The organism is Herbaspirillum sp. CAH-3 (assembly GCF_009668275.1).
Classification (GTDB): domain Bacteria; phylum Pseudomonadota; class Gammaproteobacteria; order Burkholderiales; family Burkholderiaceae_D; genus Herbaspirillum; species Herbaspirillum aquaticum.
Map to the genome: position 1 here is coordinate 191,403 of NZ_VSWE01000001.1, position 21,520 is coordinate 212,922.

The 21,520-nt window shown below is 61.2% G+C and carries 23 protein-coding genes and 2 tRNA genes; 19 read left to right on the top strand and 6 right to left on the bottom strand.

Features of this window, described 5'->3' with window-relative positions; all coding sequences use genetic code 11:
* Positions 1 to 14: 14 nt before the first annotated feature.
* From nuoK to FYB76_RS00960, 6 genes are all read left to right on the top strand, one after another.
* Positions 15 to 323: an NADH-quinone oxidoreductase subunit NuoK gene (nuoK, locus tag FYB76_RS00935; RefSeq protein ID WP_013233782.1), complete on the top strand. Its 309-nt coding sequence runs from the start codon at positions 15 to 17 to the stop codon at positions 321 to 323.
* Positions 324 to 437: 114 nt separating this feature from the next.
* Complete coding sequence (nuoL, locus tag FYB76_RS00940) at positions 438 to 2,528, top strand: NADH-quinone oxidoreductase subunit L (protein WP_154132380.1); 2,091 nt, start codon at positions 438 to 440, stop codon at positions 2,526 to 2,528.
* A 22-nt stretch (positions 2,529 to 2,550) separates the two neighbouring features.
* Positions 2,551 to 4,041 carry an NADH-quinone oxidoreductase subunit M gene (locus tag FYB76_RS00945; protein ID WP_088754189.1) on the top strand — a complete coding sequence of 497 codons (1,491 nt, stop codon included), beginning with the start codon at positions 2,551 to 2,553 and terminating at the stop codon, positions 4,039 to 4,041.
* Between the two features lie 155 nt (positions 4,042 to 4,196).
* Positions 4,197 to 5,705, top strand: a complete 1,509-nt coding sequence (gene nuoN, locus FYB76_RS00950; RefSeq protein WP_154132381.1) for an NADH-quinone oxidoreductase subunit NuoN — start codon at positions 4,197 to 4,199, stop codon at positions 5,703 to 5,705.
* A 12-nt stretch (positions 5,706 to 5,717) separates the two neighbouring features.
* The gene (locus FYB76_RS00955) at positions 5,718 to 6,032 is read left to right on the top strand and encodes a DUF2818 family protein (RefSeq protein ID WP_154132382.1); all 315 of its coding nucleotides are present in this window, start codon (positions 5,718 to 5,720) and stop codon (positions 6,030 to 6,032) included.
* Positions 6,033 to 6,148: 116 nt separating this feature from the next.
* Positions 6,149 to 6,724 (top strand): NUDIX hydrolase, encoded by a 576-nt coding sequence (locus tag FYB76_RS00960; protein WP_154132383.1) that lies wholly within the window; start codon positions 6,149 to 6,151, stop codon positions 6,722 to 6,724.
* A gap of 78 nt (positions 6,725 to 6,802) precedes the next feature.
* On the opposite strand, the gene FYB76_RS00965 is transcribed toward FYB76_RS00960, so the two are convergent.
* Positions 6,803 to 8,479 carry an electron transfer flavoprotein-ubiquinone oxidoreductase gene (locus FYB76_RS00965; protein ID WP_154132384.1) on the bottom strand — a complete coding sequence of 559 codons (1,677 nt, stop codon included), beginning with the start codon at positions 8,477 to 8,479 and terminating at the stop codon, positions 6,803 to 6,805.
* 433 nt (positions 8,480 to 8,912) lie between these two features.
* On the opposite strand from FYB76_RS00965, the gene FYB76_RS00970 reads away from it, so the two are divergent.
* The 6 genes from FYB76_RS00970 (at position 8,913) to FYB76_RS00995 (ending at position 15,436) form a co-directional block, all read left to right on the top strand.
* Complete coding sequence (locus FYB76_RS00970; RefSeq protein ID WP_088754193.1) at positions 8,913 to 9,338, top strand: thioesterase family protein; 426 nt, start codon at positions 8,913 to 8,915, stop codon at positions 9,336 to 9,338.
* A gap of 157 nt (positions 9,339 to 9,495) precedes the next feature.
* Positions 9,496 to 10,647 carry an ABC transporter substrate-binding protein gene (locus FYB76_RS00975; protein WP_154132385.1) on the top strand — a complete coding sequence of 384 codons (1,152 nt, stop codon included), beginning with the start codon at positions 9,496 to 9,498 and terminating at the stop codon, positions 10,645 to 10,647.
* Positions 10,648 to 10,823: 176 nt separating this feature from the next.
* Positions 10,824 to 11,714, top strand: coding sequence for a branched-chain amino acid ABC transporter permease (locus tag FYB76_RS00980; protein WP_039786681.1), 891 nt, complete (start codon positions 10,824 to 10,826; stop codon positions 11,712 to 11,714).
* A gap of 4 nt (positions 11,715 to 11,718) precedes the next feature.
* The gene (locus tag FYB76_RS00985; RefSeq protein WP_088754195.1) at positions 11,719 to 13,686 is read left to right on the top strand and encodes an ATP-binding cassette domain-containing protein; all 1,968 of its coding nucleotides are present in this window, start codon (positions 11,719 to 11,721) and stop codon (positions 13,684 to 13,686) included.
* Positions 13,687 to 13,688: 2 nt separating this feature from the next.
* Positions 13,689 to 14,417, top strand: coding sequence for an ABC transporter ATP-binding protein (locus FYB76_RS00990; protein ID WP_088754196.1), 729 nt, complete (start codon positions 13,689 to 13,691; stop codon positions 14,415 to 14,417).
* A gap of 212 nt (positions 14,418 to 14,629) precedes the next feature.
* A complete protein-coding gene (locus FYB76_RS00995; protein ID WP_154132386.1) occupies positions 14,630 to 15,436 on the top strand; it encodes an alpha/beta fold hydrolase in 807 nt (268 codons plus the stop codon).
* A 55-nt stretch (positions 15,437 to 15,491) separates the two neighbouring features.
* Here FYB76_RS00995 and FYB76_RS01000 read toward each other — a convergent pair whose 3' ends face one another.
* Positions 15,492 to 15,686 (bottom strand): hypothetical protein, encoded by a 195-nt coding sequence (locus FYB76_RS01000; RefSeq protein ID WP_088754198.1) that lies wholly within the window; start codon positions 15,684 to 15,686, stop codon positions 15,492 to 15,494.
* An 80-nt stretch (positions 15,687 to 15,766) separates the two neighbouring features.
* On the opposite strand from FYB76_RS01000, the gene FYB76_RS01005 reads away from it, so the two are divergent.
* Positions 15,767 to 16,225 (top strand): helix-turn-helix domain-containing protein, encoded by a 459-nt coding sequence (locus tag FYB76_RS01005; RefSeq protein WP_229296841.1) that lies wholly within the window; start codon positions 15,767 to 15,769, stop codon positions 16,223 to 16,225.
* Positions 16,226 to 16,410: 185 nt separating this feature from the next.
* On the opposite strand, the gene FYB76_RS01010 is transcribed toward FYB76_RS01005, so the two are convergent.
* The 3 genes from FYB76_RS01010 to FYB76_RS01020 all read right to left on the bottom strand — a co-directional run bounded on the left by FYB76_RS01010 (position 16,411) and on the right by FYB76_RS01020 (position 17,613).
* Positions 16,411 to 16,486: transfer RNA gene (locus FYB76_RS01010), tRNA-Lys, on the bottom strand.
* A 72-nt stretch (positions 16,487 to 16,558) separates the two neighbouring features.
* Positions 16,559 to 16,634 (bottom strand) — tRNA-Lys (locus FYB76_RS01015).
* A 154-nt stretch (positions 16,635 to 16,788) separates the two neighbouring features.
* Positions 16,789 to 17,613: a spermidine synthase gene (locus FYB76_RS01020; protein ID WP_154132387.1), complete on the bottom strand. Its 825-nt coding sequence runs from the start codon at positions 17,611 to 17,613 to the stop codon at positions 16,789 to 16,791.
* Between the two features lie 178 nt (positions 17,614 to 17,791).
* Between FYB76_RS01020 and FYB76_RS01025 the strand changes: the two genes are divergently transcribed.
* The 4 genes from FYB76_RS01025 to FYB76_RS01035 all read left to right on the top strand — a co-directional run bounded on the left by FYB76_RS01025 (position 17,792) and on the right by FYB76_RS01035 (position 19,462).
* Entirely contained in the window at positions 17,792 to 18,607 is an 816-nt protein-coding gene (locus FYB76_RS01025) for a MetQ/NlpA family ABC transporter substrate-binding protein (RefSeq protein WP_154132388.1), read from the top strand.
* Positions 18,608 to 18,723: 116 nt separating this feature from the next.
* A complete protein-coding gene (locus FYB76_RS26540) occupies positions 18,724 to 18,864 on the top strand; it encodes a hypothetical protein (RefSeq protein ID WP_167386284.1) in 141 nt (46 codons plus the stop codon).
* Between the two features lie 77 nt (positions 18,865 to 18,941).
* A complete protein-coding gene (locus FYB76_RS01030; protein ID WP_154132389.1) occupies positions 18,942 to 19,196 on the top strand; it encodes a type II toxin-antitoxin system Phd/YefM family antitoxin in 255 nt (84 codons plus the stop codon).
* The gene (locus tag FYB76_RS01035; RefSeq protein ID WP_154132390.1) at positions 19,193 to 19,462 is read left to right on the top strand and encodes a Txe/YoeB family addiction module toxin; all 270 of its coding nucleotides are present in this window, start codon (positions 19,193 to 19,195) and stop codon (positions 19,460 to 19,462) included. The genes FYB76_RS01030 and FYB76_RS01035 overlap by 4 nt, the downstream gene beginning before the upstream one ends.
* A 29-nt stretch (positions 19,463 to 19,491) precedes the next feature.
* On the opposite strand, the gene FYB76_RS01040 is transcribed toward FYB76_RS01035, so the two are convergent.
* Positions 19,492 to 19,974, bottom strand: coding sequence for a DNA-deoxyinosine glycosylase (locus tag FYB76_RS01040; RefSeq protein ID WP_154132607.1), 483 nt, complete (start codon positions 19,972 to 19,974; stop codon positions 19,492 to 19,494).
* A 256-nt stretch (positions 19,975 to 20,230) separates the two neighbouring features.
* Between FYB76_RS01040 and FYB76_RS01045 the strand changes: the two genes are divergently transcribed.
* Together FYB76_RS01045 and FYB76_RS01050 are read left to right on the top strand one after the other, a co-directional pair.
* Complete coding sequence (locus tag FYB76_RS01045) at positions 20,231 to 20,980, top strand: SDR family oxidoreductase (RefSeq protein WP_154132391.1); 750 nt, start codon at positions 20,231 to 20,233, stop codon at positions 20,978 to 20,980.
* 32 nt (positions 20,981 to 21,012) lie between these two features.
* Positions 21,013 to 21,465, top strand: a complete 453-nt coding sequence (locus FYB76_RS01050) for a DUF962 domain-containing protein (RefSeq protein WP_154132392.1) — start codon at positions 21,013 to 21,015, stop codon at positions 21,463 to 21,465.
* Positions 21,466 to 21,520 lie beyond the last annotated feature (55 nt).

The following is a 21,520-nucleotide window of genomic DNA, read 5'->3' on the forward strand; positions in this document are numbered from 1 at the left end:
GGCGAACAAGAATCATGGCAATCACGCTCTCCCACTACCTGATCATCGGCGCGATCCTGTTCGCGATCTCGATCGTCGGCATTTTCCTGAACCGCAAGAACGTCATCGTCCTGCTGATGGCCATCGAACTGATGCTGCTTGCGGTCAACATGAACTTCATTGCTTTCTCGCATTACCTCGGTGACGCGGGCGGACAGATCTTCGTGTTCTTCATCCTGACCGTGGCTGCGGCCGAGTCCGCCATCGGTCTGGCGATTCTGGTGGTGCTGTTCCGTAACCTGGATACCATCAACGTGGAAGACCTCGACAGCCTCAAGGGCTGAGTCGGCATCCGCAGCGTCCTGTTTTTGCGTTCTGGTTTGAATTTCATTTAAAGATGGGAGGCCCCCTTGCAGCAGCGCTGCGGGCGGGGCAGCCAATAAGCGATAAGGTTCATCATGGCTGGGCAACTTAACCCACATCTTCTTCTTGCTGTACCCCTGGCGCCGCTGGCAGGCTCGGCCATCGCCGGCCTCTTGGGTACCAAATTCTTCGGCAACGTGGTTGGCCGCAAGGTGTCGCATACCGCGACCATCCTGGGCGTGCTGATTGCCGCCATCATCTCCCTCCAGACCCTGCTCGCAGTGCTGGACGGCGCCACCTACAACGGTACGCTGTACAACTGGATGACGGTGGCCGGCCTCAAGCTGGAGATCGGCTTCATGGTCGACAGCCTGACCGCGATGATGATGTGCGTGGTGACCTTCGTGTCCCTGATGGTGCACATCTACACCATCGGCTACATGGCTGAAGATGAGGGCTACAACCGCTTCTTCTCCTACATCTCGCTGTTCACCTTCTCCATGCTCATGCTGGTCATGAGCAACAACTTCCTGCAGCTGTTCTTCGGCTGGGAAGCGGTGGGCCTGGTGTCCTATCTGCTGATCGGTTTCTGGTACACCCGCCCGACCGCCATCAAGGCCAACATGAAGGCCTTCCTGGTCAACCGCGTCGGTGACTTCGGCTTCATTCTGGGGATTGGCCTGCTGCTGGCTTACGCCGGTTCGATGAACTACACCGAAGTCTTTGACAAGCGCGCCGAGCTGGCCCAGCTGACCCTGCCGGGTACCGACTGGATGCTGCTGACCGTGGCTTGCATCTGCCTGTTCGTGGGCGCCATGGGCAAGTCGGCCCAGTTCCCGCTGCACGTCTGGCTGCCGGACTCGATGGAAGGCCCGACCCCGATTTCCGCGCTGATCCACGCCGCCACCATGGTGACGGCCGGTATCTTCATGGTCACCCGCATGTCGCCGCTGTTCGAACTGTCCGACACCGCGTTGTCCTTCATCCTGGTGATCGGTGCCATCACGGCGCTGTTCATGGGCTTCCTGGGCACCATGCAGAATGACATCAAGCGCGTGGTGGCTTACTCCACGCTGTCGCAGCTGGGTTACATGACCGTGGCACTGGGTGCTTCGGCCTACTCGGTGGCCGTGTTCCACCTGATGACCCACGCTTTCTTTAAGGCACTGCTGTTCCTGGGCGCCGGTTCGGTCATCATCGGCATGCACCACGACCAGGACATGCGCAACATGGGCGGCCTGCGCAAGTACATGCCCATCACCTGGATCACTTCGCTCTTGGGTTCGCTGGCGCTGATCGGTACCCCGTTCTTCTCGGGCTTCTACTCCAAGGATTCGATCATCGAAGCCGCGGCCGAGTCGCACCTGGCGGGTTCGGGCTTTGCCTACTTCGCCGTGCTGGCCAGCGTGTTCGTGACGGCCTTCTACTCCTTCCGCATGTATTTCATGGTCTTCCATGGCAAGGAGCGCTTCGGCCAGGCGCACGGCCATGACGATCACCACGCTCCGGCTGCCGCCCATGGCGTGCATGACGACCATGCCCACGATGCGCACGACGATCACGGCCACGATGAGCATCATCACGGCCTGGCCCCGGGCCAGAAGCCGCACGAGTCGCCGCTGGTGGTGACCCTACCGCTGATCCTGCTGGCCATTCCCTCGGTCATCGTCGGTTTCTTCGCGATCTCGCCGATGCTGTATGGCGACTTCTTCAAGGGCGTGATCTTCTTCGGTGAAAACCACAAGGTCATGGAAGAACTGGCCCACGAATACCACGGCCCGGTGGCCATGGTGCTGCACGCCTTCACCAGCGCGCCGCTGTGGCTGGCCATCGCCGGTGTGGTCGTGGCGTACTACTGCTACATGGTCAACCCGCGCGTGCCGGCCTGGTTCAAGGAAAAGTTCAGCATCATTTATACCATCCTGGACAACAAGTACTACATGGACAAGTTCAACGAAGTCGTCTTCGCCGGCGGTGCCCGCCTGCTGGGCAGCGGACTGTCCACCGTGGGCGACCGTGGCATCATCGACGGCCTGTTCGTCAACGGCAGCGCCAAGGTCGTCGGCTGGTTCTCGAAATTCACGCGTCTCTGGCAGTCCGGTTACATCTATCACTATGCGTTCGTGATGATCATCGGGGTGCTGGGTTTCCTGGTGTGGTTCATGCCGTTCCCGTTCGCCAAATAAGCTGTCCGAGTAAATAACAACCATGATGCAGTCAACATTTCCCATCTTGAGCCTCGCGATCTGGGTACCGATCGTCTTCGGCATCCTCGTCCTGGCACTGGGCCGCGACAGCAATCCGGGCCTGACCCGCTGGCTGGCGCTGTTCGGTTCGCTGGTCGGCCTGGTCGTTACTTTCCCGCTGATCCAGCACTTCGATCCGCTGGCGCACGGTTACCAGTTCGTCGAAAAGACGCCCTGGATCGACCGCTTCAGCATCAGCTACTTCCTGGGCCTGGACGGTATCTCGCTGTGGTTCGTGCCGCTGACCGCCTTCATCACGGTCATCGTGGTGCTGGCCGGCTGGGTGGTGATCCAGAAGCGCGTGGCCCAGTACATGGGTGCCTTCCTGATCCTCTCCGGCATCATGATCGGCGTGTTCTCCTCGCTGGATGCGATGCTGTTCTACGCCTTCTTCGAAGCGACCCTGATCCCGATGTTCATCATCGTGGGCGTCTGGGGCGGCGACAACCGCGTGTATGCAGCCTTCAAGCTGTTCCTGTACACGCTGCTCGGTTCGCTGCTGATGTTGATCGCCCTGATCTACCTGTACTACGTGTCGGGCGGCAGCTTCGAGATCCCGACCTGGCATCAGGTGCCGCTGTCGATGATGGAACAGAAGATCCTGTTCTTCGCCTTCCTGGCTGCCTTTGCCGTGAAGGTGCCGATGTGGCCGGTGCACACCTGGCTGCCGGACGCCCACGTGCAGGCACCGACCGGTGGCTCCATCGTGCTGGCCGCGATCATGCTGAAGCTGGGTGCCTACGGTTTCCTGCGCTTCTCGCTACCGATCCTGCCGGACGCCAGCCATGCGCTGTCGGGCTTCATGATCTTCCTGTCGCTGGTGGCCGTGATCTACATCGGTCTGGTGGCCCTGGTCCAGCAGGATATGAAGAAACTGGTCGCCTACTCGTCGATCGCCCACATGGGCTTCGTCACCCTGGGCTTCTTCATGTTCAACGACATGGCAGTGCAGGGCGGTATCGTGCAGATGATCTCGCACGGTTTCGTCTCCGGCGCGATGTTCATGTGTATCGGCGTGCTGTATGACCAGATGCACACCCGTGAGATTGCCCAGTACGGCGGTGTGGTCAACAAGATGCCGCGTTTCGCCTTCTTCTTCATCCTGTTCTCGCTGGCCAATTGCGGCCTGCCGGCCACCTCCGGTTTCGTCGGCGAATTCATGGTGATCCTGGGTGCAGTGAAGTTCAATTTCTGGATTGGCCTGCTGGCCGCCACCGCCCTGATCCTGGGCGCGGCGTACTCGCTGTGGCTGGCCAAGCGCGTCATCTTCGGCGCCGTGACCAACCATCACGTGGCCGAGCTGGTGGATGTGAATGGCCGTGAGTTCTTCATCCTTGGCCTGCTGGCGATCGCTACCCTGGTCATGGGTATCTATCCGGGCATCATCACCGACAGCATCCAGACCTCGGTGACCGACCTGCTGAAGCACGTGGCGGTCTCCAAGATCAACTGATCTGCGCTGCAGAAGTGAAGGGCGGGGCGCTCGCGTCCCGCCAACAACCAAGCTGGGCAACAACGAGTAACGAGACGAGCCGGTGTGGCATTGCCGGTCGGGCGGCGCGATCAAGGTCGCGACACAAGCGGGCGTACACAAGCGGTAGTAACTAAATGAATAACATGAATCTGATCCCTGTCTATCCGGAAATATTTCTGCTGATCGCGACTTCCGCGATCCTGCTGATCGATATGTTCCTGCCGGAAAGCAAGCGCGTCATCACCTATCTGCTGTCCCTGGCAGCGCTGGTGGTGTGTGCGGTACTGACCTTTGCCGACCTCAACACGGGCGCTACGGTCTACACGTTCAACAACATGTTCGTGTCCGATCCGCTGGCCAACCTGTTGAAGCTGTTCACCTACCTGGGTGTGGGCGTCACGCTCATCTACTCGCGCCAGTACAACACCGCACGCGGCATCACCGGTGGTCCGCTGGGCGGCGAATACTACGCCCTGGCGCTGTTCGCGCTGCTGGGCCAGATGGTCATGATCTCCGGCAACAGCTTCCTGTCCATCTACCTGGGCCTGGAACTGATGTCGCTGTCGCTGTACGCCCTGGTGGCCCTGCGCCGTGATCACGCGGCTTCCACTGAAGCCGGCATGAAGTACTTCATCCTGGGCGCACTGGCCTCCGGTTTCCTGCTGTACGGCATGTCGATGCTGTATGGCGCGACCGGCGGTGCCCTGGAACTGAACGAAGTCTTCCGTGCCATCGTTTCGGGTACCGTTGACCGCACCCCGCTGGTGTTCGGCATCGTGTTCGTGGTGGCTGGCCTGGCCTTCAAGCTGGGTGCCGTACCCTTCCACATGTGGGTGCCTGACGTCTACCAAGGTTCGCCCACCCCGGTGACCCTGCTGCTGGGTGCCGCACCGAAGCTGGCGACCTTCGCCATCACCTTCCGTCTGCTGGTCGAAGGCATGCTGCCGCTGGCCGTGGACTGGCAGCAGATGCTGATGGTGCTGGCCGTGCTGTCCATCATCCTCGGTAACGTCACCGCCATCGCGCAGACCAACATCAAGCGCATGCTGGCCTACTCGACCATCTCGCACATGGGCTTCATGCTGCTGGGCATGCTCTCGGGTGTGGTCGACGGCAACCTGTTCTCGGCCGTCAACGCCTACAGCTCGTCGCTGTTCTACGCGGTGACCTACGTGATCACCACCCTGGGTTCCTTCGGCGTCATCATCCTGCTGTCGCGCTCGGGCTTTGAAGCCGATACGCTGGAAGACTTCAAGGGCCTCAACCAGCGCAGCCCGTGGTTCGCTGCCGTGATGATGATCATGATGTTCTCGCTGGCCGGTATCCCCCCGCTGGTGGGCTTCTACGCCAAGCTGTCGGTGCTGCAGGCCGCCATGGCCACTGGCCAGATCTGGCTGCCGGTGTTGGCCGTGGTCTTCTCGTTGATCGGTGCCTTCTACTACATCCGTGTGGTCAAGGTGATGTACTTCGATGAGCCCACCGACACCAGCAAGATCGTCGCCACGCCGGAAATGCGTGTCGTGCTGAGCTTGAACGGTATTGCCGCCCTGGCCATCGGCCTGTGGCCGGGTCACCTGATGGACGCTTGCACCAACGCCATCGTCAGCACGCTGGCGACCTTCCTCAGCAAGGTCGTGGCGTAAGGAAACAGGGAAATGAACGTTTCCCTGTTCAGCTGGATCGTGATCCTGTTGGCCGCCCTGGCGGCCAATTTGCCTTTCTTCAACCAGCAATTGTTCGGCATGATTCCCCTCCGCAAGGACGCATCCTGGGTCAAGCCGATCTGGCTGCGCCTGGTGGAGTTGGTGGTGCTGTATTTCGCCGTCGGCGTGGTGGCCCACCTGCTGGAAGCGGGCATCGGCAACGTCTTCACCCAGGGCTGGGAATTCTATGCCATCACCGGCTGCCTGTTCCTGGTGCTGGCTTACCCCGGCTACGTGATGCGATACCTGCGCAAGCAGCACGCCTGAAGCAGCCTGAATGAGGCGTCGGTCACGGACCGGCGCCTTTTTTATTGGGCGCAGCCTGCCGGCGCGGCCATTGGTTTTTTCTCTTCCCCTCACTCCCTTATTCCCTCGCTCATATCATGGACGCCCATCTCAAAGAGACGCAGAAAGACAGTCGCCAGGTCTACGACGGCCATTTCCTCAAGGTCCAGAAGGACACCATCGTGCTGCCGGACGGGAAGGAAAGCACCCGCGAATACATCAAGCATCCTGGCGCGGTCGCCGTGCTGCCGCTGTTCGATGACGGCAGCGTGCTGATGGAGCGCCAGTTCCGCTATCCGCTGGACCGCGTCTTCATCGAATTCCCGGCCGGGAAGATCGATCCGGGCGAAGATACGCTGGATTGCGCCAAGCGCGAACTGAAGGAAGAAACCGGTTATACCGCCACCGAATGGCAGTACGTCTGCACCATTCACAATGCCATCGCCTACTCCGATGAACATCTGGTACTGTATCTGGCGCGGGGCTTGAAGGAGGGCGAGCGTGAATTGGACGAAGGTGAATTCCTCGACATCTACAAGGCCCCGCTGCCCGAGCTGCTGGAGCAGGTGCGCAATGGCCAGATCACCGATGTGAAGACCGTGATCGGCATGTTCTGGCTGGAGAAGATCGTCAATGGCAGCTGGACGCCGCCGCAACGTCCAGCCGGTATCTGAGGCCAGCACTGACCCGATGAAAAAAGCCGCATCCCGACAAGGATGCGGCTTTCGTTTTTGCCGGACGGGGCAGGGCGCTTACATGCCCGAGTAGTTTGGCCCGCCGCCGCCTTCCGGCGTGACCCACACGATGTTCTGCGTCGGGTCCTTGATGTCGCAGGTCTTGCAGTGCACGCAGTTCTGCGCGTTGATCTGCAGGCGATCGGAATTGTCTTCGTTCTTGACGAATTCATAAACGCCTGCCGGGCAGTAGCGTGATTCCGGTCCGGCGTACTTGGCCAGGTTCACTTGTACCGGAACGTTCTTGTCCTTCAGCGTCAGGTGCGCGGGCTGGTCTTCGCCGTGGTTGGTATTGGAGATGAACACCGAAGACAGGCGGTCGAAGGTCAGCTTGCCGTCCGGTTTCGGATAGGCGATCGGTGCGAAGTCCGAAGCAGGGCGCAGGCATTCGTGGTCGGCGTGGGTATGGCGCAGGGTCCATGGCGCCTTGCCACCGAAGAGCACCTGGTCGATGCCGACCAGCAGGGTGCCGGTGATCAGGCCCTTGCTCATCGAGGGCTTGAAGTTGCGCGCCTTGTGCAGCTCCTCCTTCAACCAGGAGGCCTCGAAGGCGGCCGGGTAGGCTGCCAGCTCATCGGACTGTCGGTTCTCACCCAGCGCCGCGAAGGCGGCGTCTGCGGCCAGCATGCCGCTCTTGATCGCGGCATGGCTGCCCTTGATGCGCGAGGCATTGAGGAAGCCCGCATCGCAACCCAGCAGCGCACCACCGGGGAAGACCAGCTTGGGCAGCGATTGCACGCCACCGGCGGTGATCGCACGGGCGCCATAGGAGATGCGCTTGCCGCCCTCGAAGAACTTGCGGATCTCGGGATGGGTCTTGTAGCGCTGGAATTCCTCGAAGGGCGAGAGATACGGATTCTGGTAGGCCAGTCCCACCACGTAACCGACGGCGACCTGGTTGTTCTCCAGGTGATACAGGAAGGAACCGCCGTAGGTGTCATTGGCCAGCGGCCAGCCGGCGGTGTGGACCACCAGGCCGGGCTGGTGCACTTCGGGCTTCACCTCCCACAGTTCCTTGATGCCGATGGCATAGGTCTGCGGATCGCGGCCGGCGTCGAGCTTGTACTTGGCGATGAGCTGCTTGCCCAGGTGGCCGCGCGCACCTTCGGCGAAGAAGGTGTATTTCGCGTGCAGCTCCATGCCCAGCTGGAAGTCACCGGTCGGTTCGCCTTCCTTGTTGATGCCCAGGTTGCCGGTCGCCACACCCTTGACCGAGCCGTCCTCGTGGTACAGCACTTCGGCTGCCGGGAAACCGGGGAAGATCTCCACGCCCAGCGCCTCGGCCTGCTGGCCCAGCCAGCGGGTGACGTTGGACAGCGAGATCACGAAGTTGCCATGATTCTGGAAGCAGGTCGGCAGCAACCAGTTCGGAGTCTTGTAGGCCTTGCTCTCGGAGAGGAACAGGAAGCGGTCTTCAGTCACCGGCGTGTTCAGGGGTGCACCTTGTTCCTTCCAGTCGGGGATCAGTTCGGTCAGTGCACGCGGGTCCATCACCGCGCCGGAAAAAATGTGGGCGCCGACTTCGCTGCCTTTTTCCAGCACGCAGACCGAGACTTCCCGGTTCTGTTGCGCAGCCAGCTGCTTGAGGCGAATCGCCGCCGACAGGCCTGCTGGGCCGCCGCCGACGATGACGACATCGTATTCCATCGATTCGCGTGGGCCGTATTGTGCGAGCAAGTCTTGAGAAGAAGTCATGGGTGTCCCGTGTTATGTGAACTGCCTGTTTTTCGAACGATCGTGCTATTGTTAAGTATTTTTCGAAGGAATGCTAGAGGGAAGGACCATTTCGCTGTCCTTTTTATTCAACTTCTAACGTTCATATCTGAAACAATGCACTGCAAGCGGACTGTCCTGCCGGAAAATCGCGCCGCACCGGAAGGTTTCCGGAGGTGCCGTATTTTATGGGATTTTCTGCACGGGGCTCATAACGTATTGGCGTGGCCTGATAACCCTTTGTTATGCGCGGTCGCTGCGGTGAGGGCGTATTGGTGAGCAGGGTGACTCGATAATGAAGCAGGAAGTCCCGGCAGATGCGGGTCGTTACTTCGTCGTAAATGCGACAGGTCGCCCGTGCCGCGCATGAAAAAAATTACATTCATTGATGAATCAAACCGGGAAAGGACCCACGATGAGCAGTCACGAAGCCGCCGCAAGCAAGCCCCTGTACGTCTCGCAGCAACGCATCCGGTGGGGTGACATGGACGCCTTCGGCCACGTCAACAACACGCTCTATTTTCGCTTCATGGAGCAGTGCCGCATCGAGTGGCTGGAAGAGGTGTTCGGGCCCACCATCGCAGGCGAGGAAGGGCCGGTGATCGTCAATGCACACTGCAATTTCCGCCGCCAGATGAAGTATCCCGCCAGCATCCTGGTGCAGATGGGCGCCGGGCACCTGGGGCGCACGAGTGTGGAAACTACGTATGTCATCCGCGACGCTGCCGATGAACAGATCATTTATGCTGATGGTGCCGCAAAAATCGTCTGGGTCGATTTCAAGAAAGAGAAATCCACCGCGTTGCCTGAGAAGCTGCGACAGCTCCTGACAAGCTTGTAAGTTTGGCGCAAGGAAACTGGGACAGAATCGGCCCCGACACTCCCGCAAGGATTCGCCACAGAGCGAAGGGGAGCGGAGAATTCGTTCACACGGAGCGGGTTCCAAAAGCGCTATGCCCGCTCGCGTGCTAGCCAACAATTACATTCTGGAGGATGACATGAGCTACAAGACCCAAGCCTTTGTTGCCGCTGCCCTGATGAGCCTGGCGCTCACTTCGCAGGCTGCGGATCCGATCAAGATCGGCGTTTCCGGCCCTTACACCGGTGGCTCTGCCCCGATGGGCGTGTCCATGCGTGATGGCGTCAAGCTGGCCGTAGCCGAGATCAATGCGGCCGGCGGCGTGCTGGGCCGCCAGATCCAGCTGGTCGAGCGCGATGATGAGGCCAAGAACGAACGCGGCGTGCAGATCGCCCAGGAACTGATCAACAAGGAAAAGGTGGTCGCCACCGTCGGCTTCATCAACACCGGCGTGGCACTGGCCTCTCAGCGCTTCTACCAGGAAGCCAAGATCCCGGTGATCAACAACGTGGCCACCGGCACCGTGATTACCAAGCAGTTCGAGAAGGAAAAGGACAACTACATCTTCCGCACCTCGGCCGCTGACAAGATCCAGGCCAAGATGATCGCCGACGAAGCCGTCGACAAGCAGAAGTTCACCAAGGTCGCCATCCTGGCCGACTCCACCAACTACGGCCAGCTCGGCCGTGAAGACCTGGAAAAAGTGCTGGCCGACAAGAAGGTCACCCCGGTGGCCGTCGAAAAGTACAACATCAAGGACGTGGACATGACGGCCCAGCTGCTCAAGTCCAAGCAGGGCGGCGCGCAAGCCGTGCTGACCTACGGCATCGGCCCGGAACTGGCGCAGATCGCCAACGGCATGGAAAAGCTGAACTGGCAGGTGCCCATCATCGGCAGCTGGCCGCTGTCGATGGGCAACTTCATCGACAACTCCGGCAAGAACGGCAACGGTGCCCGCATGCCGCAAACCTTCATCCAGGACGGCAACACGCCCAAGCGCAAGGCCTTCATCGAGGCTTACCAGAAGGCCTACAAGGTTGACCGCATGCCTTCGGCCGTCTCGGCTGCCCAGGGCTACGACTCGATCCTGCTGCTGGCCGCTGCCATCAAGCAGGCCGGCACCACCGATGGCGACAAGGTCCGTGCCGCGCTGGAAAACCTCAATACCAAGGTCGAAGGCGTGGTCACCACCTATGACAAGCCGTTCACCCGTGACGATCACGAAGCCATCAAGCCTGGCATGGTCGTGATGGGCGAGGTCAAGAACGGCCGCGTCATCCTCGGCAAATAAGAACCGACTCGCTTCACTTCACGTAACGCAGTCGAAGAGGCCAGTCCTTGCGATCCGGGGGCTGGCCTTTTTCACACGATCTGTTGACGAATTTCTAACGGCACCGGGGGCGGTTGCCGCGGGATCGTTGCAGCTCTACGCCGCCACCCGGCGGTAGCCGCTTCTTGGGAAATACAATGGACATCCTCTTACAACTGGTCTTCTCCGGGATCGCGCTCGGCATGATCTATGCCGTGATCGCCTTCGGTTACCAACTGACCTTTGCCACGTCCGGCACGCTCAACTTCGGCCAGGGTGAAGCCCTGATGCTGGGCGCGCTGGTCGGGCTCTCCGTGGTGGGCAACATCCACGGCGGGCCTTATCTCAATTACTGGCTGATGATCCCCATCGTGCTGGTCTTCGGTGCCCTGCAGGGCATGTTCGTGGAATGGATCGGCGTGCGTCCGGCCATCAAGATCAAGTCCGAATTCGGCTGGATCATGTCCACCATCGCGCTGGCCATCATCTTCAAGAACGTCGCCGAGAACATCTGGGGCAAGGACGACCTGCCGTTCCCGTCGCCCATCTCCGGCACGCCCTTCCAGGTCTTCGGTGCCAACGTGCAGCCGATGCAGGTGCTGGTGGTGATCGGTGCCTTGCTCATCATGGCGGCGGTCGAATTGTTCAATCGCAAGTCGATCTATGGCAAGGCCGTGGTGGCCACCTCCAACGACCGCGATGCGGCGGGCTTGATGGGCATCAATACCAGCATGGTGATCACTTTTTCATATGCCCTGTCTTCGGCCACGGCCGCCTTCGCTGGCGTGCTGGTGGCGCCGCTGACGCTGACCGGCGCCACCATGGGCGCGGCACTGGGGCTGAAAGCCTTCGCGGTGGCCATCATTGGCGGCCTGACCTCGGGCATGGGCGCCATCGTCGGCGGCCTGATCCTGGGCGTGGCTGAAACCGTGACCGGTTTCTATATCTCGACCGGCTACAAGGAAGTACCGGGACTGGTGCTGCTGCTGCTGGTGCTGGCGGTGAAACCTGCGGGCCTCTTCGGCAAAACTGCGATCAAGAAGGTCTGACACCATGAACAAGAAAATCCTGCTGCTGTCCTTGCTGGGCATCGCCGCGCTGGGCGGCATTCCCATGGTGGTGCACAACCCGTATTACCTGCACCTGATCGAAACCATCCTCATCTACGCCATCCTGCTGTTCGGGCTCGATATCGTGGTCGGCTACACCGGCCAGGTCTCGCTGGGCCATGCGGGCCTGTTCGGCATCGGCTCCTACGCCGCCGGCGTGCTGTTCTTCAAGCTGGGCCTGCCGATCTTCGTGACCATCCCGGCGGCCATTGCAGTGACGGCCGTCTTCGGTGCCATCCTGGCGCTGCCTGCACTGCGGGTGACCGGCCCTTACCTGGCGATGGTGACGCTGGCCTTCGGGACCATCATCCAGATCCTGATCAACGAGATGACCTTCCTCACCGAAGGTCCGCTCGGGATCAAGGTCGCCAAGCCGATGCTGGGTGGCGAGAAGATGAACGAAGTGCAGTTCTTCTACCTGGTGGCGATCCTGATGGTCATCTCCATGCTGGTGGTGCATCGCATCCTCAAGTCCAACCTCGGCCGTGCCTTCCAGGCGCTGCGCGACAGTCCGATCGCCTCGGACTGCATGGGCGTGTCGGTGTATCGCTACAAGGTCTATGCCTTCATCATCAGTGCGGCGCTGGCCGGTCTGTCGGGTGCTTTGTATGCGTATTCGGAAGAGTACATCTCGCCCAATACCTACAACTTCGAACTGACCATCCTGTTCCTGCTGGCGGTGATCATGGGTGGCCGCAAGTCGCGTATCGGCTCGCTGATCGGCGCATTGATCGTGGTGATGCTGCCCAGCCTGCTGTCGGACATCGCGCTGTTCCGCCAGATCGCCACCGTCTTGGCCGTGATCGTGGTCATCGGCGCCGGCGTGCAGCTGGCCAAGGGGACCAAGACCGCGCGCGGCATCGCCGTGCCGGTGGTGGCGACCATCGCCATGGCCGCCTTCTCCTACAAGCTGGAAAACATCACCGACTGGCGCCTGACCATCTTCGGTCTGATGACGCTGTTTGTCGTGTATTACCTGCAGGATGGCATCGTCGGCTTCTGCCGCAACCTGTTCGGTCGCGTGTTGACCAAGCACGTGCCGGTGGCACAGCAGATCGCCGGTGACAAGGAGCGTGCCGTCATCACCACCGATTCCGTCAAGGATGAGGGCGCAACCCTGCTGAAGGTGAACCAGATCCTGATGCAGTTCGGCGGCCTCAAGGCGCTGAACCGGGTTGACCTGGACGTGCGCAAGGGAACCGTGCACGGCCTGATCGGCCCCAACGGTTCGGGCAAGAGCACCATGATGAACGTGCTGACCGGCATCTATCGGCCGACCGATGGCGTGGTGGAATACGACGGTCGCCCGATCTCCGGCAATACGCCTTCGACCATCGCCCTGGGCGGCGTGGCGCGCACTTTCCAGAACGTGCAGCTGTTCGGTGAAATGACGGCCACTGAAAACGTGCTGGTGGGCCTGCACCACACCTTCAACAGCAACGTGGTCGACGTGATGGTCAATACGCCGCGCTACGTGCGCGAAGAACAAGCCGCACGGGAACGCGCCGCCGCCATCCTGGAGTTTGTGGGCCTGGCCAACTTGGCCAACGAGGAGGCGCGCAACCTGCCTTACGGCAAGCAGCGCCTGCTGGAAATCGGCCGCGCGCTGGGCCTCAACCCCAGCCTGCTGCTGCTCGATGAGCCGGCCGCTGGCTTGACCGCACCGGACATCAAGGAGCTCGTCGCCATCATCCGCAAGATCCGCGAAGCCGGCATCACCATCATCCTGATCGAACACCACATGGACGTGGTGATGTCGATCTGCGATACCGTCACCGTGCTCGACTTCGGCCAGAAGATCGCCGAAGGCAAGCCGGCCCAGGTCCAGGCTGACCCCAAGGTCATCGAAGCCTACCTCGGCAGTGGCGCAGGCGATGCCCACGACAACACATCCAGCCCCGCGGGAGCCTGAACATGCTGACCATTTCCAATCTGCACGCCGCTTACGGCAAGGTCGAGGTGCTGCATGGCATTTCGATGGACGTCCCCAAGGGCAAGGTGGTGACCCTGATCGGTTCCAACGGCGCCGGCAAGACCACCACCATGCGCGCCATCTCCGGCATGATCAAACCGAAGGGCGGGGAAGTCACGCTCGGCGGCAAGAACATCACCGGCCTGGATTCGCATCGCATCGCCCGCTACGGCCTGGCGCATTCGCCGGAAGGCCGTCGCGTCTTCGCCACCATGAGCGTGACCGACAACCTGCTGCTGGGCGCTTTCCCGCGCTTTACGCGGGCCCGCCCCAAGGGCGATATCGCGCACGACCTGGAACGCGCGCTGGAGCTGTTCCCGCGCCTGAAAGAACGGCAGACGCAGCTGGCCGGTACCCTGTCGGGCGGCGAGCAGCAGATGCTGGCCATGGCGCGCGCGGTGATGTTGAATCCCGAAGTGATCCTGCTGGACGAGCCCTCGATGGGACTGGCCCCGATCCTGGTGGACGAGGTCTTCCGCATCATCCTGCGGCTCAAGGAGCAGGGCGTGACCATGCTGCTGGTGGAGCAGTTTGCCGCTGCTGCGCTCAATGTTGCGGACTATGGCTATGTGTTGGAGAATGGCAAGATCTCCGTACACGGACCCGCCGACAAGCTGCAGAACGACCCGGCGGTCAAGGCTGCCTATCTGGGCGGCGGCGCGCATCACTGAGGGCTGCGAGCGACGCGGCATCAGCCATGCGCCAAGCGTGATACTGGGGCTCGCACGTCGCGCAAGCTGATAGCGTGTCCGGTATATTGAGGGGGAGCCATACCCCCTTGAAGGCTGATTCAGGCGCACCCCCCCGGTGCGCCTTTTTATTTCCTGTTCGCGCGGCTACGCCAGGTCTGTCCGCCGTGGCCGGCGCGAGACGAGGAGCATCCATGTCAGAACGGCAGGAAGAGTTCATCGAGCAGGAGGGCGCACTCCTTTACGCCGTCTTGTGGGGCGGGGCGCCGGCTGGGCGCACACCGGTCGTGCTGCTGCACGATTCCTTGGGGGCGGTGGCCTTGTGGCGTGATTTCCCTGCCCGGTTGGCGCAAGCGACGGGATTGCCCGTGATCGCCTACGATCGTGCAGGATTCGGGCGGTCCACTGCGCGCAACGAGGCGCTGTCTCCCGACTTCATCGCGGCCGAAGCCCATGGATCCCTGCAGGCCGTTCTGCAGCATTTCGGCGTGGCGCAAGCCGTTCTGTTCGGCCATAGCGTGGGAGGTGGCATGGCCGTGTCCGCTGCGGCGCAGATGCCGCAACGCGTGCTGGCCGTGATCACCGAATCTGCGCAGGCTTTCGTCGAGGAGCGCACCTTGGAAGGCATCCGCGATGCTCGCGCCAGCTTTGCCGACCAGGACCAGTTGGCGCGCCTGGCGAAATACCACGGCAACGACCCGCAGCAGGCGCGCTGGGTGCTCTCGGCCTGGATCGATACCTGGCTCTCGCCGTCCTTTGCGCAGTGGTCGCTGGCGCCCATGCTGGCCAGGCTCACCTGCCCGGTGCTGGCACTGCATGGTGACCTGGATGAATTCGGCACCCTCGCGCATCCGCGCATGATCGCCGGCCTGCCGTGCGCGTTCCCCGGGCAGGGCCAATTCCAGGTGCTGGCGCAATGCGGCCACGTCCCCCATCGGGAGCAGCCGGATCAGGTTCTGGTGGCGGTGAAAGATTTCCTGCTGCGGCTGGGCATCCTCTGATGCCGGCGGCAGCCCCCATCTCCTTTCGAGTTATGCGCGCGCCCCACGCACGGAATCAGTCCGCCGGATGCTGGCGGCGATATGCCTGCAGTCCCAACAAATACATCGTGCGCAAGAACAGCGCGCGCGAGCGGTAAGTTTGTTGCGCCAGGAGGGTGGCTTCCTCGAATTCCGCCTCATTTAATCGAAAATTCACCAGACGCGTCGCTCCTTTTGCGGGCTTGCGTTCGTTTTGTTGCCTGTGTGCCATAAGATGTCTCCTCGTTGTTGGACTGAAAGCAACATTCTAGGAGAGGTCCTTTTCATATGTCATCGAATAAAACTGAATTTTTGACAATACTTGGTGATCGCCTGGCTGAAGAGCGGGGCCGCTGTGGCCATACCCAGAAATCGGTAGCGGACCAGCTCGACATCACGGCACGCACGCAAATCAAGTACGAGATCGGCGAGACCGCCCCGGACGCCTATTATCTGCACGGCCTGGGCGAGATCGGAGTGGATGTCACCTATGTGCTCACCGGCGTGCGTGGGTCGACGCCCACCCAGCAGGAGAGTGAGCTCATTGCCTGTTATCGCGCCGTGGATGCCACCCTGCGCAGTTCGCTGGTGCAGCTCTTGACGGGTTTGTCGCAGATGTCGAAGTCGGGCAAGAAGAAGCGTGACCTGCCATCGGCCAGCGAAGTCAAGCGTATCCGCCCGGGGCGTCAACGCAAGGCGTCGGCGGATTCGGCGCAGGGCGCAAGCGCAGGGGAGTCTGGCCCGGCCACTTCCGCGCAGACCAGGGAGTAAGCGCAGGCGGCAAAAAAAGCGGGTGTGAGGGCGGGGCGCGTGAAACGCTGGATGTGATCGCGAGGGGCGCGGGGCGCGATTGACGAGGAGCCTGAGACAGGCAGTTCACAGAAGCACGCAGAATTACGCACAAGACGCGCAGAAACGAAAAAAGCACCACGATCGCTCGTGGTGCTTTTCGTTATTGGTGGGGCGTCACAGATTCGAACTGTGGACCTACGGATTAAGAGTCCGCTGCTCTACCAGCTGAGCTAACGCCCCGTGGTGTTCCTGAAATGATCAGGTCAACCGGGAAGTGAAAAAGGCCTCGGTAGGGGAGGCCTTTTGAAATTTTGGTGGGGCGTCACAGATTCGAACTGTGGACCTACGGATTAAGAGTCCGCTGCTCTACCAGCTGAGCTAACGCCCCGTTGCTGCACTTCGTTGTTGCCTCAGTGCTGCAAGAGAGAGCGCATTATAGGAGGGAGGTCGGGGTGGTGCAAGCTTTTTTTGGGAAAAGATGAAAATATTTTATCTCTTGGGCATCGCCACCACGCCCGGCCTGGTTTTTTGATGCCACTTTCTTACAAGCCCGCCTTGATCCCGTTGACCCAGGATTTGGCCGGCAGCTTGGTCTGGCTCTCGATCAAGGCGGCGCGGGCATACAGTTCCGGGAAATCGAATTGCACCGCGCCCTTGAAGGCCAGCGCCACCACGTTGCCGTCGTGGACTTCCGGCAGCGAGACCACGGTATCGAAGGCATATTCCATGGCCCGCAGGTTCTTGGCATAGCTCGGGTGGTCGCCAAAGAGGTTGACCGTCATCACGCCCCCGGGCGCCAGGCTGTCATAGCAGGCCTGGTAGAACTCGGGGCTGTCGAGCACCGGGCCACGCGCCGTGGCATCGTAGAGATCGACCTGCAGTGCATCGATGATGCCGTGGGTGGCGGCATGGACGATGAAGTCCATGGCATCGCTTTCGATGATCATCAATCGCTCGTCCGGCTCGGGCAGCTTGAACATGCTGTGGCAGATGGCGATGACGGCAGGATTGAGCTCCACCGCCGTCACCTGCGCCTGCGGGAATTGCCGGTAGCTGAACTTGGTCAGTGCGCCGGTGCCCAGGCCCAGCTGCACGATGTGGCGGGGCGTGCGGTTGAAGAGCATCCACGCCATCATCTGCTGGGCGTATTCCAGTTCGATCCAGTCTGGTTTGCGGATGCGCATCGCACCCTGCACCCACTCGGTCCCGAAATGCAGGTAGCGCACGCCTTCCAGTTCGGAGAGCGTCACGGGGGCATATTTGGGTTTGCGCGGTTTGCTGGCGTCGGCTTCGATCTGTTGGCGACGACGATTGGGGCCGGCCTTGGTATTGGCCTGGGCTTCGATGGATTTTCTTCGGATGAGCATGATATGAATGAAACGGCGCGGCAGCCGGGGAGGCCGCCTGCGGATGCCGAATGATACCTTGCCTTGAGGGCCTGCCAGCGGCCACCGCACGCTTTGCGCATATCGACATGCAAATTCATTCCTTCTGCCGGGCGCGCACGTATGTGAGGATGCGGACCTCATCATTTCCGGAGTTCCCATGCCATTGGCTGCAATCATCAAGCGCATCGCCGCCGCTGCTGCGCTGGCCCTGGTCCTGGCGCCGCATGGCGCCAGCGCGCAGGACAAGAACAAGATCAAGGTCGGTATCTCGGTCGGCAGTGCCGAAGCCATCTTCGAGGTGGTCAAGAAAGTCGCTGCCCGCGACGGACTGGAGATCCAGACCGTGGTCTTCAGTGACTATCTCCAACCCAATGCCGCACTGGCCTCCGGCGACCTTGACGCCAACGCCTTCCAGCACCGTCCTTACCTGGAAAGCCAGATCGCTGCGCGCGGCTACAAGATCGTGCCGGTCGGGCTGACCATCACGGCGCCGCTGGGCATCTACTCGCGCAAGTTCAAATCGGTGGACCAGTTGCCCAATGGGGCGCAGGTCGGTATCCAGAACGATCCTTCCAACGGCAACCGCGCGCTCCTGCTGCTGCAGAAGGCCGGCCTGATCAAGCTCAAGCCGGGCGTGGGTGAAAACGGCGTCAATGCCACCCCGCTGGACATCATCGACAATCCGCGCAAGCTCAAGCTGATCGAACTGGATGCTGCGCAACTGCCACGCTCGCTGGACGACCTGACGGCGGCCTCGATCAACAATGACTACGCCTACAAGGCCGGCCTGTCCCTGCAGAAGGACACCATCGCGGTGGAAGATCCGCGCGGCCGTTACGCCAACATCATCGCCACCCGTGCCGAAGACAAGGACAAGCCCTGGGCCAAGAAGCTGGTGCAGGCCTACCAGTCGGAGGAAGTGCGCAAGTTCATCGAGACCGAGTTTAAGGGATCGCTGGTGCCGGCGTTCTGAATCCCGCGCCAAGGCTTGCTCTCTGCACCGCCCGCCATCTGGCCGGGCGGTTTTTTTTTCGTCCGCTTGCCGTGGCGGTGATGCGCTGGCGGTCTGTGCTCCATTAAACTTGCGCCATGCTCAAGAACCTCATCCTCTGCCTGAAGCTGGCCATCGTCTTCTGCGCCATCGTGTTTTTCGCGAAGGCGTTGCAGTATTTGATTTTCAATGGCGGGTTTTCGGGGGAGTTTTATGACTACCTGTTCCTCAGGAAGTGATTAAAGGGTAGTAGCACATGTACCATAATATGTACATGTGCTACGATGCAGCTTTCGTTCACCGCAGGAGGCTACCCATGCGCACAGTCCACTTTACTGACGCCCGCAGCAACCTCAAGAACGTGATCGATCGCGTCGTCGAAGATGCCGATGTGACCTTGATCACCCGGCGCGATGCTCCCAATGCGGTGCTGATGTCGCAAGACTACTTCGATAGCCTGATGGAAACGGTTCACCTGCTGCGTTCGCCCGCCAACGTCGCCCACCTGGAGCGGTCGATTGCCCAACTTCGCGCCGCCAAGGTCGAGGAAAAGAAGCTGGATGAGCAATGAGTGCCAGTCGACGCGTCATGTTCACGGCAGCAGCGTGGGAGGACTACCAATACTGGCAAACGCAAGACAGAAAGACCCTCAAACGCATCAATCAGCTCATTCGCGAAGCGCAACGCGCCCCCTTCGAAGGGATAGGCAAACCTGAGCCCTTGAAAGCCAATCTGCAAGGATTCTGGTCGCGCCGCATTGATGATGTGAACCGACTGGTGTACGAAGCCACTGACGATCAGCTCAATATCATCGCTTGTCGCTATCACTATCTTTAAGGCCCGGCCGGCAGCCTCTGCGGCGATGATCAGCGCAGTGCGGCCAGCCAGCGCGCACGCTTGTCCTCATACCCCAATGCCGCGTGCGCCGGACTGCTCGACGGCAACACCACCACCCGGTAGTCCTGCGCCTTGGTACCCAGCGCCTTGATCCCGATCTTGCCGGCGGTGCCACCATTGAAGGCGATGGTCTCCAGTGCAGGCAGCCTGGCGATCAGCGTCAGCACGTCATTGCCGCTGTGATCCCGGATTTCGCTGTCCAGACTGCCGATACGCCTGGCTTGGGCGATCACATCCCACAGGCCGATGCGATGTTGCAGCAAGGTGGCCAGCCTGGCGTCATAGTCCATCGCGTAAAGGTCCACCCCGATCACGTCGCCCACCAGCCGCCAGAACGCATTGCGCGGATGCCCGTAATACTGACGGATCGCCAGCGAGGCCGTTCCCGGCAAGCTGCCCAGGATCAGGATGCGCGTGTCCGGCGCCACTACCGGCGCAAAGCTGGCCAGCAAGGGATCCGTCGTGGCTGTATCGGCATCGGGGGCAGCATCAGTGGCAGAGCAGGGGGCGGCGGCAGAGGAGGGGCGAGCAGGCATGGAAACGGCCGGGATGAAAAGAATTTCAGCAAGCACCAGCCGCATCGCAGTGCGTGCACAATGGCGCGGCTGCAGAGGCGTCAGGCTTGCGGCAAAATGCACAAGAATTCACATCTTAGCGTAAGCTGCCTTGGCGTCACGCGCCGGGCCATTCATTCAAGGGAAACTGAACATGACAGATAAGGTCATCATCGTCACCGGCGGCAGCCGTGGCATCGGCGCGGCCACCGCGCTGCTGGCAGCCCAACGTGGCTACGCGGTATGCGTGAACTACGTCTCCAACCGCGAGGCCGCCGAATCGGTGGCCGGGCAGATCCGCGCCGGTGGCGGCCGTGCCATTACCGTCGCGGGCGATGTCTCCAAAGAGGAGGACGTGCTGCGCCTGTTTGCCACCACCGACCAGGAGCTGGGCCGCGTCACCGCCCTGGTCAACAACGCCGGTATCCTCGAACACCAGTCCCGCCTCGACACCATGAGCGCCGAACGCATCACCAGGGTGCTGGTGGCCAACGTCACCGGCAGCCTGCTGTGCGCGCGCGAGGCGGTCAAGCGCATGTCCACCCGCCACGGCGGGCAGGGTGGGGCCATCGTCAACCTGTCGTCGATGGCCGCCAAGCTGGGCGGCCCCGGTGAATACGTGGACTACGCCGCCTCCAAGGGCGCCATCGACGCCTTCACCATCGGCCTGGCCAAGGAAGTGGCGGCTGAGGGCATTCGCGTCAACGCCGTGCGTCCCGGCCTGATCTATACCGACATCCACGCCAGCGGTGGCGAAGCGGGCCGTGTCGACCGGCTCAAGGATGCCGTCCCCATGAAGCGCGGCGGCACCGCCGAGGAAGTGGCCAACGCCATCCTGTGGCTGCTGTCGGAGGAGTCTTCCTATGCCACCGGCACCTTCATCGACGTCTCCGGCGGCCGCTGAGGCTTCGCCCGCTCATTGAACGAGGAGCTCTCATGGATAGCGCCAGCACCGTCTCCCCGCGCCGCATCGATGTGCTGCTGGCCCGCTATGCCGAGAGCCATCGCCATCCGATGAATGAATTGATCCACTGCATCTGTGTACCGGCCATCGTATTTTCGCTGCTGGGCCTGTGCTGGATCGTTTCACCGGCCGTGGCGCTGCTGGTGGCCGCCGCTGTGCTGGCCTGGTACCTGCGCCTGTCGCCGCCCTTTGCCGTGGGCATGCTGGCCATGTCGGCGGTGATGCTGGTGGTGCTGGCGCGGCTACCCTTGGGCGCTGTCCTGCCGGTGTCGGCGTCGGTCTTCGTGCTGGCCTGGATCGGCCAGTTCATCGGCCATCGCATCGAGGGCAAGAAGCCATCCTTCTTCGAGGACCTGCGGTTTCTGCTGGTGCGGCCCTTGTTCGTGCTGGCTTTCCTGTACCGGCGTTGGCATATCGCCTACTGAAGAAGTCCTTGCGGGAACGATTGCCGACGCGCAGCCTCTTTGTATTAAGATGTAA

Bases quoted from the DNA above. Each gene is read 5' to 3' on its own strand.
- nuoK (WP_013233782.1), top strand. From the start codon at position 15: ATGGCAATCACGCTCTCCCACTACCTGATCATCGGCGCGATCCTGTTC.
- nuoL (WP_154132380.1), top strand. From the start codon at position 438: ATGGCTGGGCAACTTAACCCACATCTTCTTCTTGCTGTACCCCTGGCG.
- FYB76_RS00945 (WP_088754189.1), top strand. From the start codon at position 2,551: ATGATGCAGTCAACATTTCCCATCTTGAGCCTCGCGATCTGGGTACCG.
- nuoN (WP_154132381.1), top strand. From the start codon at position 4,197: ATGAATAACATGAATCTGATCCCTGTCTATCCGGAAATATTTCTGCTG.
- FYB76_RS00955 (WP_154132382.1), top strand. From the start codon at position 5,718: ATGAACGTTTCCCTGTTCAGCTGGATCGTGATCCTGTTGGCCGCCCTG.
- FYB76_RS00960 (WP_154132383.1), top strand. From the start codon at position 6,149: ATGGACGCCCATCTCAAAGAGACGCAGAAAGACAGTCGCCAGGTCTAC.
- FYB76_RS00965 (WP_154132384.1), bottom strand. From the start codon at position 8,479: ATGACTTCTTCTCAAGACTTGCTCGCACAATACGGCCCACGCGAATCG.
- FYB76_RS00970 (WP_088754193.1), top strand. From the start codon at position 8,913: ATGAGCAGTCACGAAGCCGCCGCAAGCAAGCCCCTGTACGTCTCGCAG.
- FYB76_RS00975 (WP_154132385.1), top strand. From the start codon at position 9,496: ATGAGCTACAAGACCCAAGCCTTTGTTGCCGCTGCCCTGATGAGCCTG.
- FYB76_RS00980 (WP_039786681.1), top strand. From the start codon at position 10,824: ATGGACATCCTCTTACAACTGGTCTTCTCCGGGATCGCGCTCGGCATG.
- FYB76_RS00985 (WP_088754195.1), top strand. From the start codon at position 11,719: ATGAACAAGAAAATCCTGCTGCTGTCCTTGCTGGGCATCGCCGCGCTG.
- FYB76_RS00990 (WP_088754196.1), top strand. From the start codon at position 13,689: ATGCTGACCATTTCCAATCTGCACGCCGCTTACGGCAAGGTCGAGGTG.
- FYB76_RS00995 (WP_154132386.1), top strand. From the start codon at position 14,630: ATGTCAGAACGGCAGGAAGAGTTCATCGAGCAGGAGGGCGCACTCCTT.
- FYB76_RS01000 (WP_088754198.1), bottom strand. From the start codon at position 15,686: ATGGCACACAGGCAACAAAACGAACGCAAGCCCGCAAAAGGAGCGACG.
- FYB76_RS01020 (WP_154132387.1), bottom strand. From the start codon at position 17,613: ATGCTCATCCGAAGAAAATCCATCGAAGCCCAGGCCAATACCAAGGCC.
- FYB76_RS01025 (WP_154132388.1), top strand. From the start codon at position 17,792: ATGCCATTGGCTGCAATCATCAAGCGCATCGCCGCCGCTGCTGCGCTG.
- FYB76_RS26540 (WP_167386284.1), top strand. From the start codon at position 18,724: ATGCTCAAGAACCTCATCCTCTGCCTGAAGCTGGCCATCGTCTTCTGC.
- FYB76_RS01030 (WP_154132389.1), top strand. From the start codon at position 18,942: ATGCGCACAGTCCACTTTACTGACGCCCGCAGCAACCTCAAGAACGTG.
- FYB76_RS01035 (WP_154132390.1), top strand. From the start codon at position 19,193: ATGAGTGCCAGTCGACGCGTCATGTTCACGGCAGCAGCGTGGGAGGAC.
- FYB76_RS01045 (WP_154132391.1), top strand. From the start codon at position 20,231: ATGACAGATAAGGTCATCATCGTCACCGGCGGCAGCCGTGGCATCGGC.
- FYB76_RS01050 (WP_154132392.1), top strand. From the start codon at position 21,013: ATGGATAGCGCCAGCACCGTCTCCCCGCGCCGCATCGATGTGCTGCTG.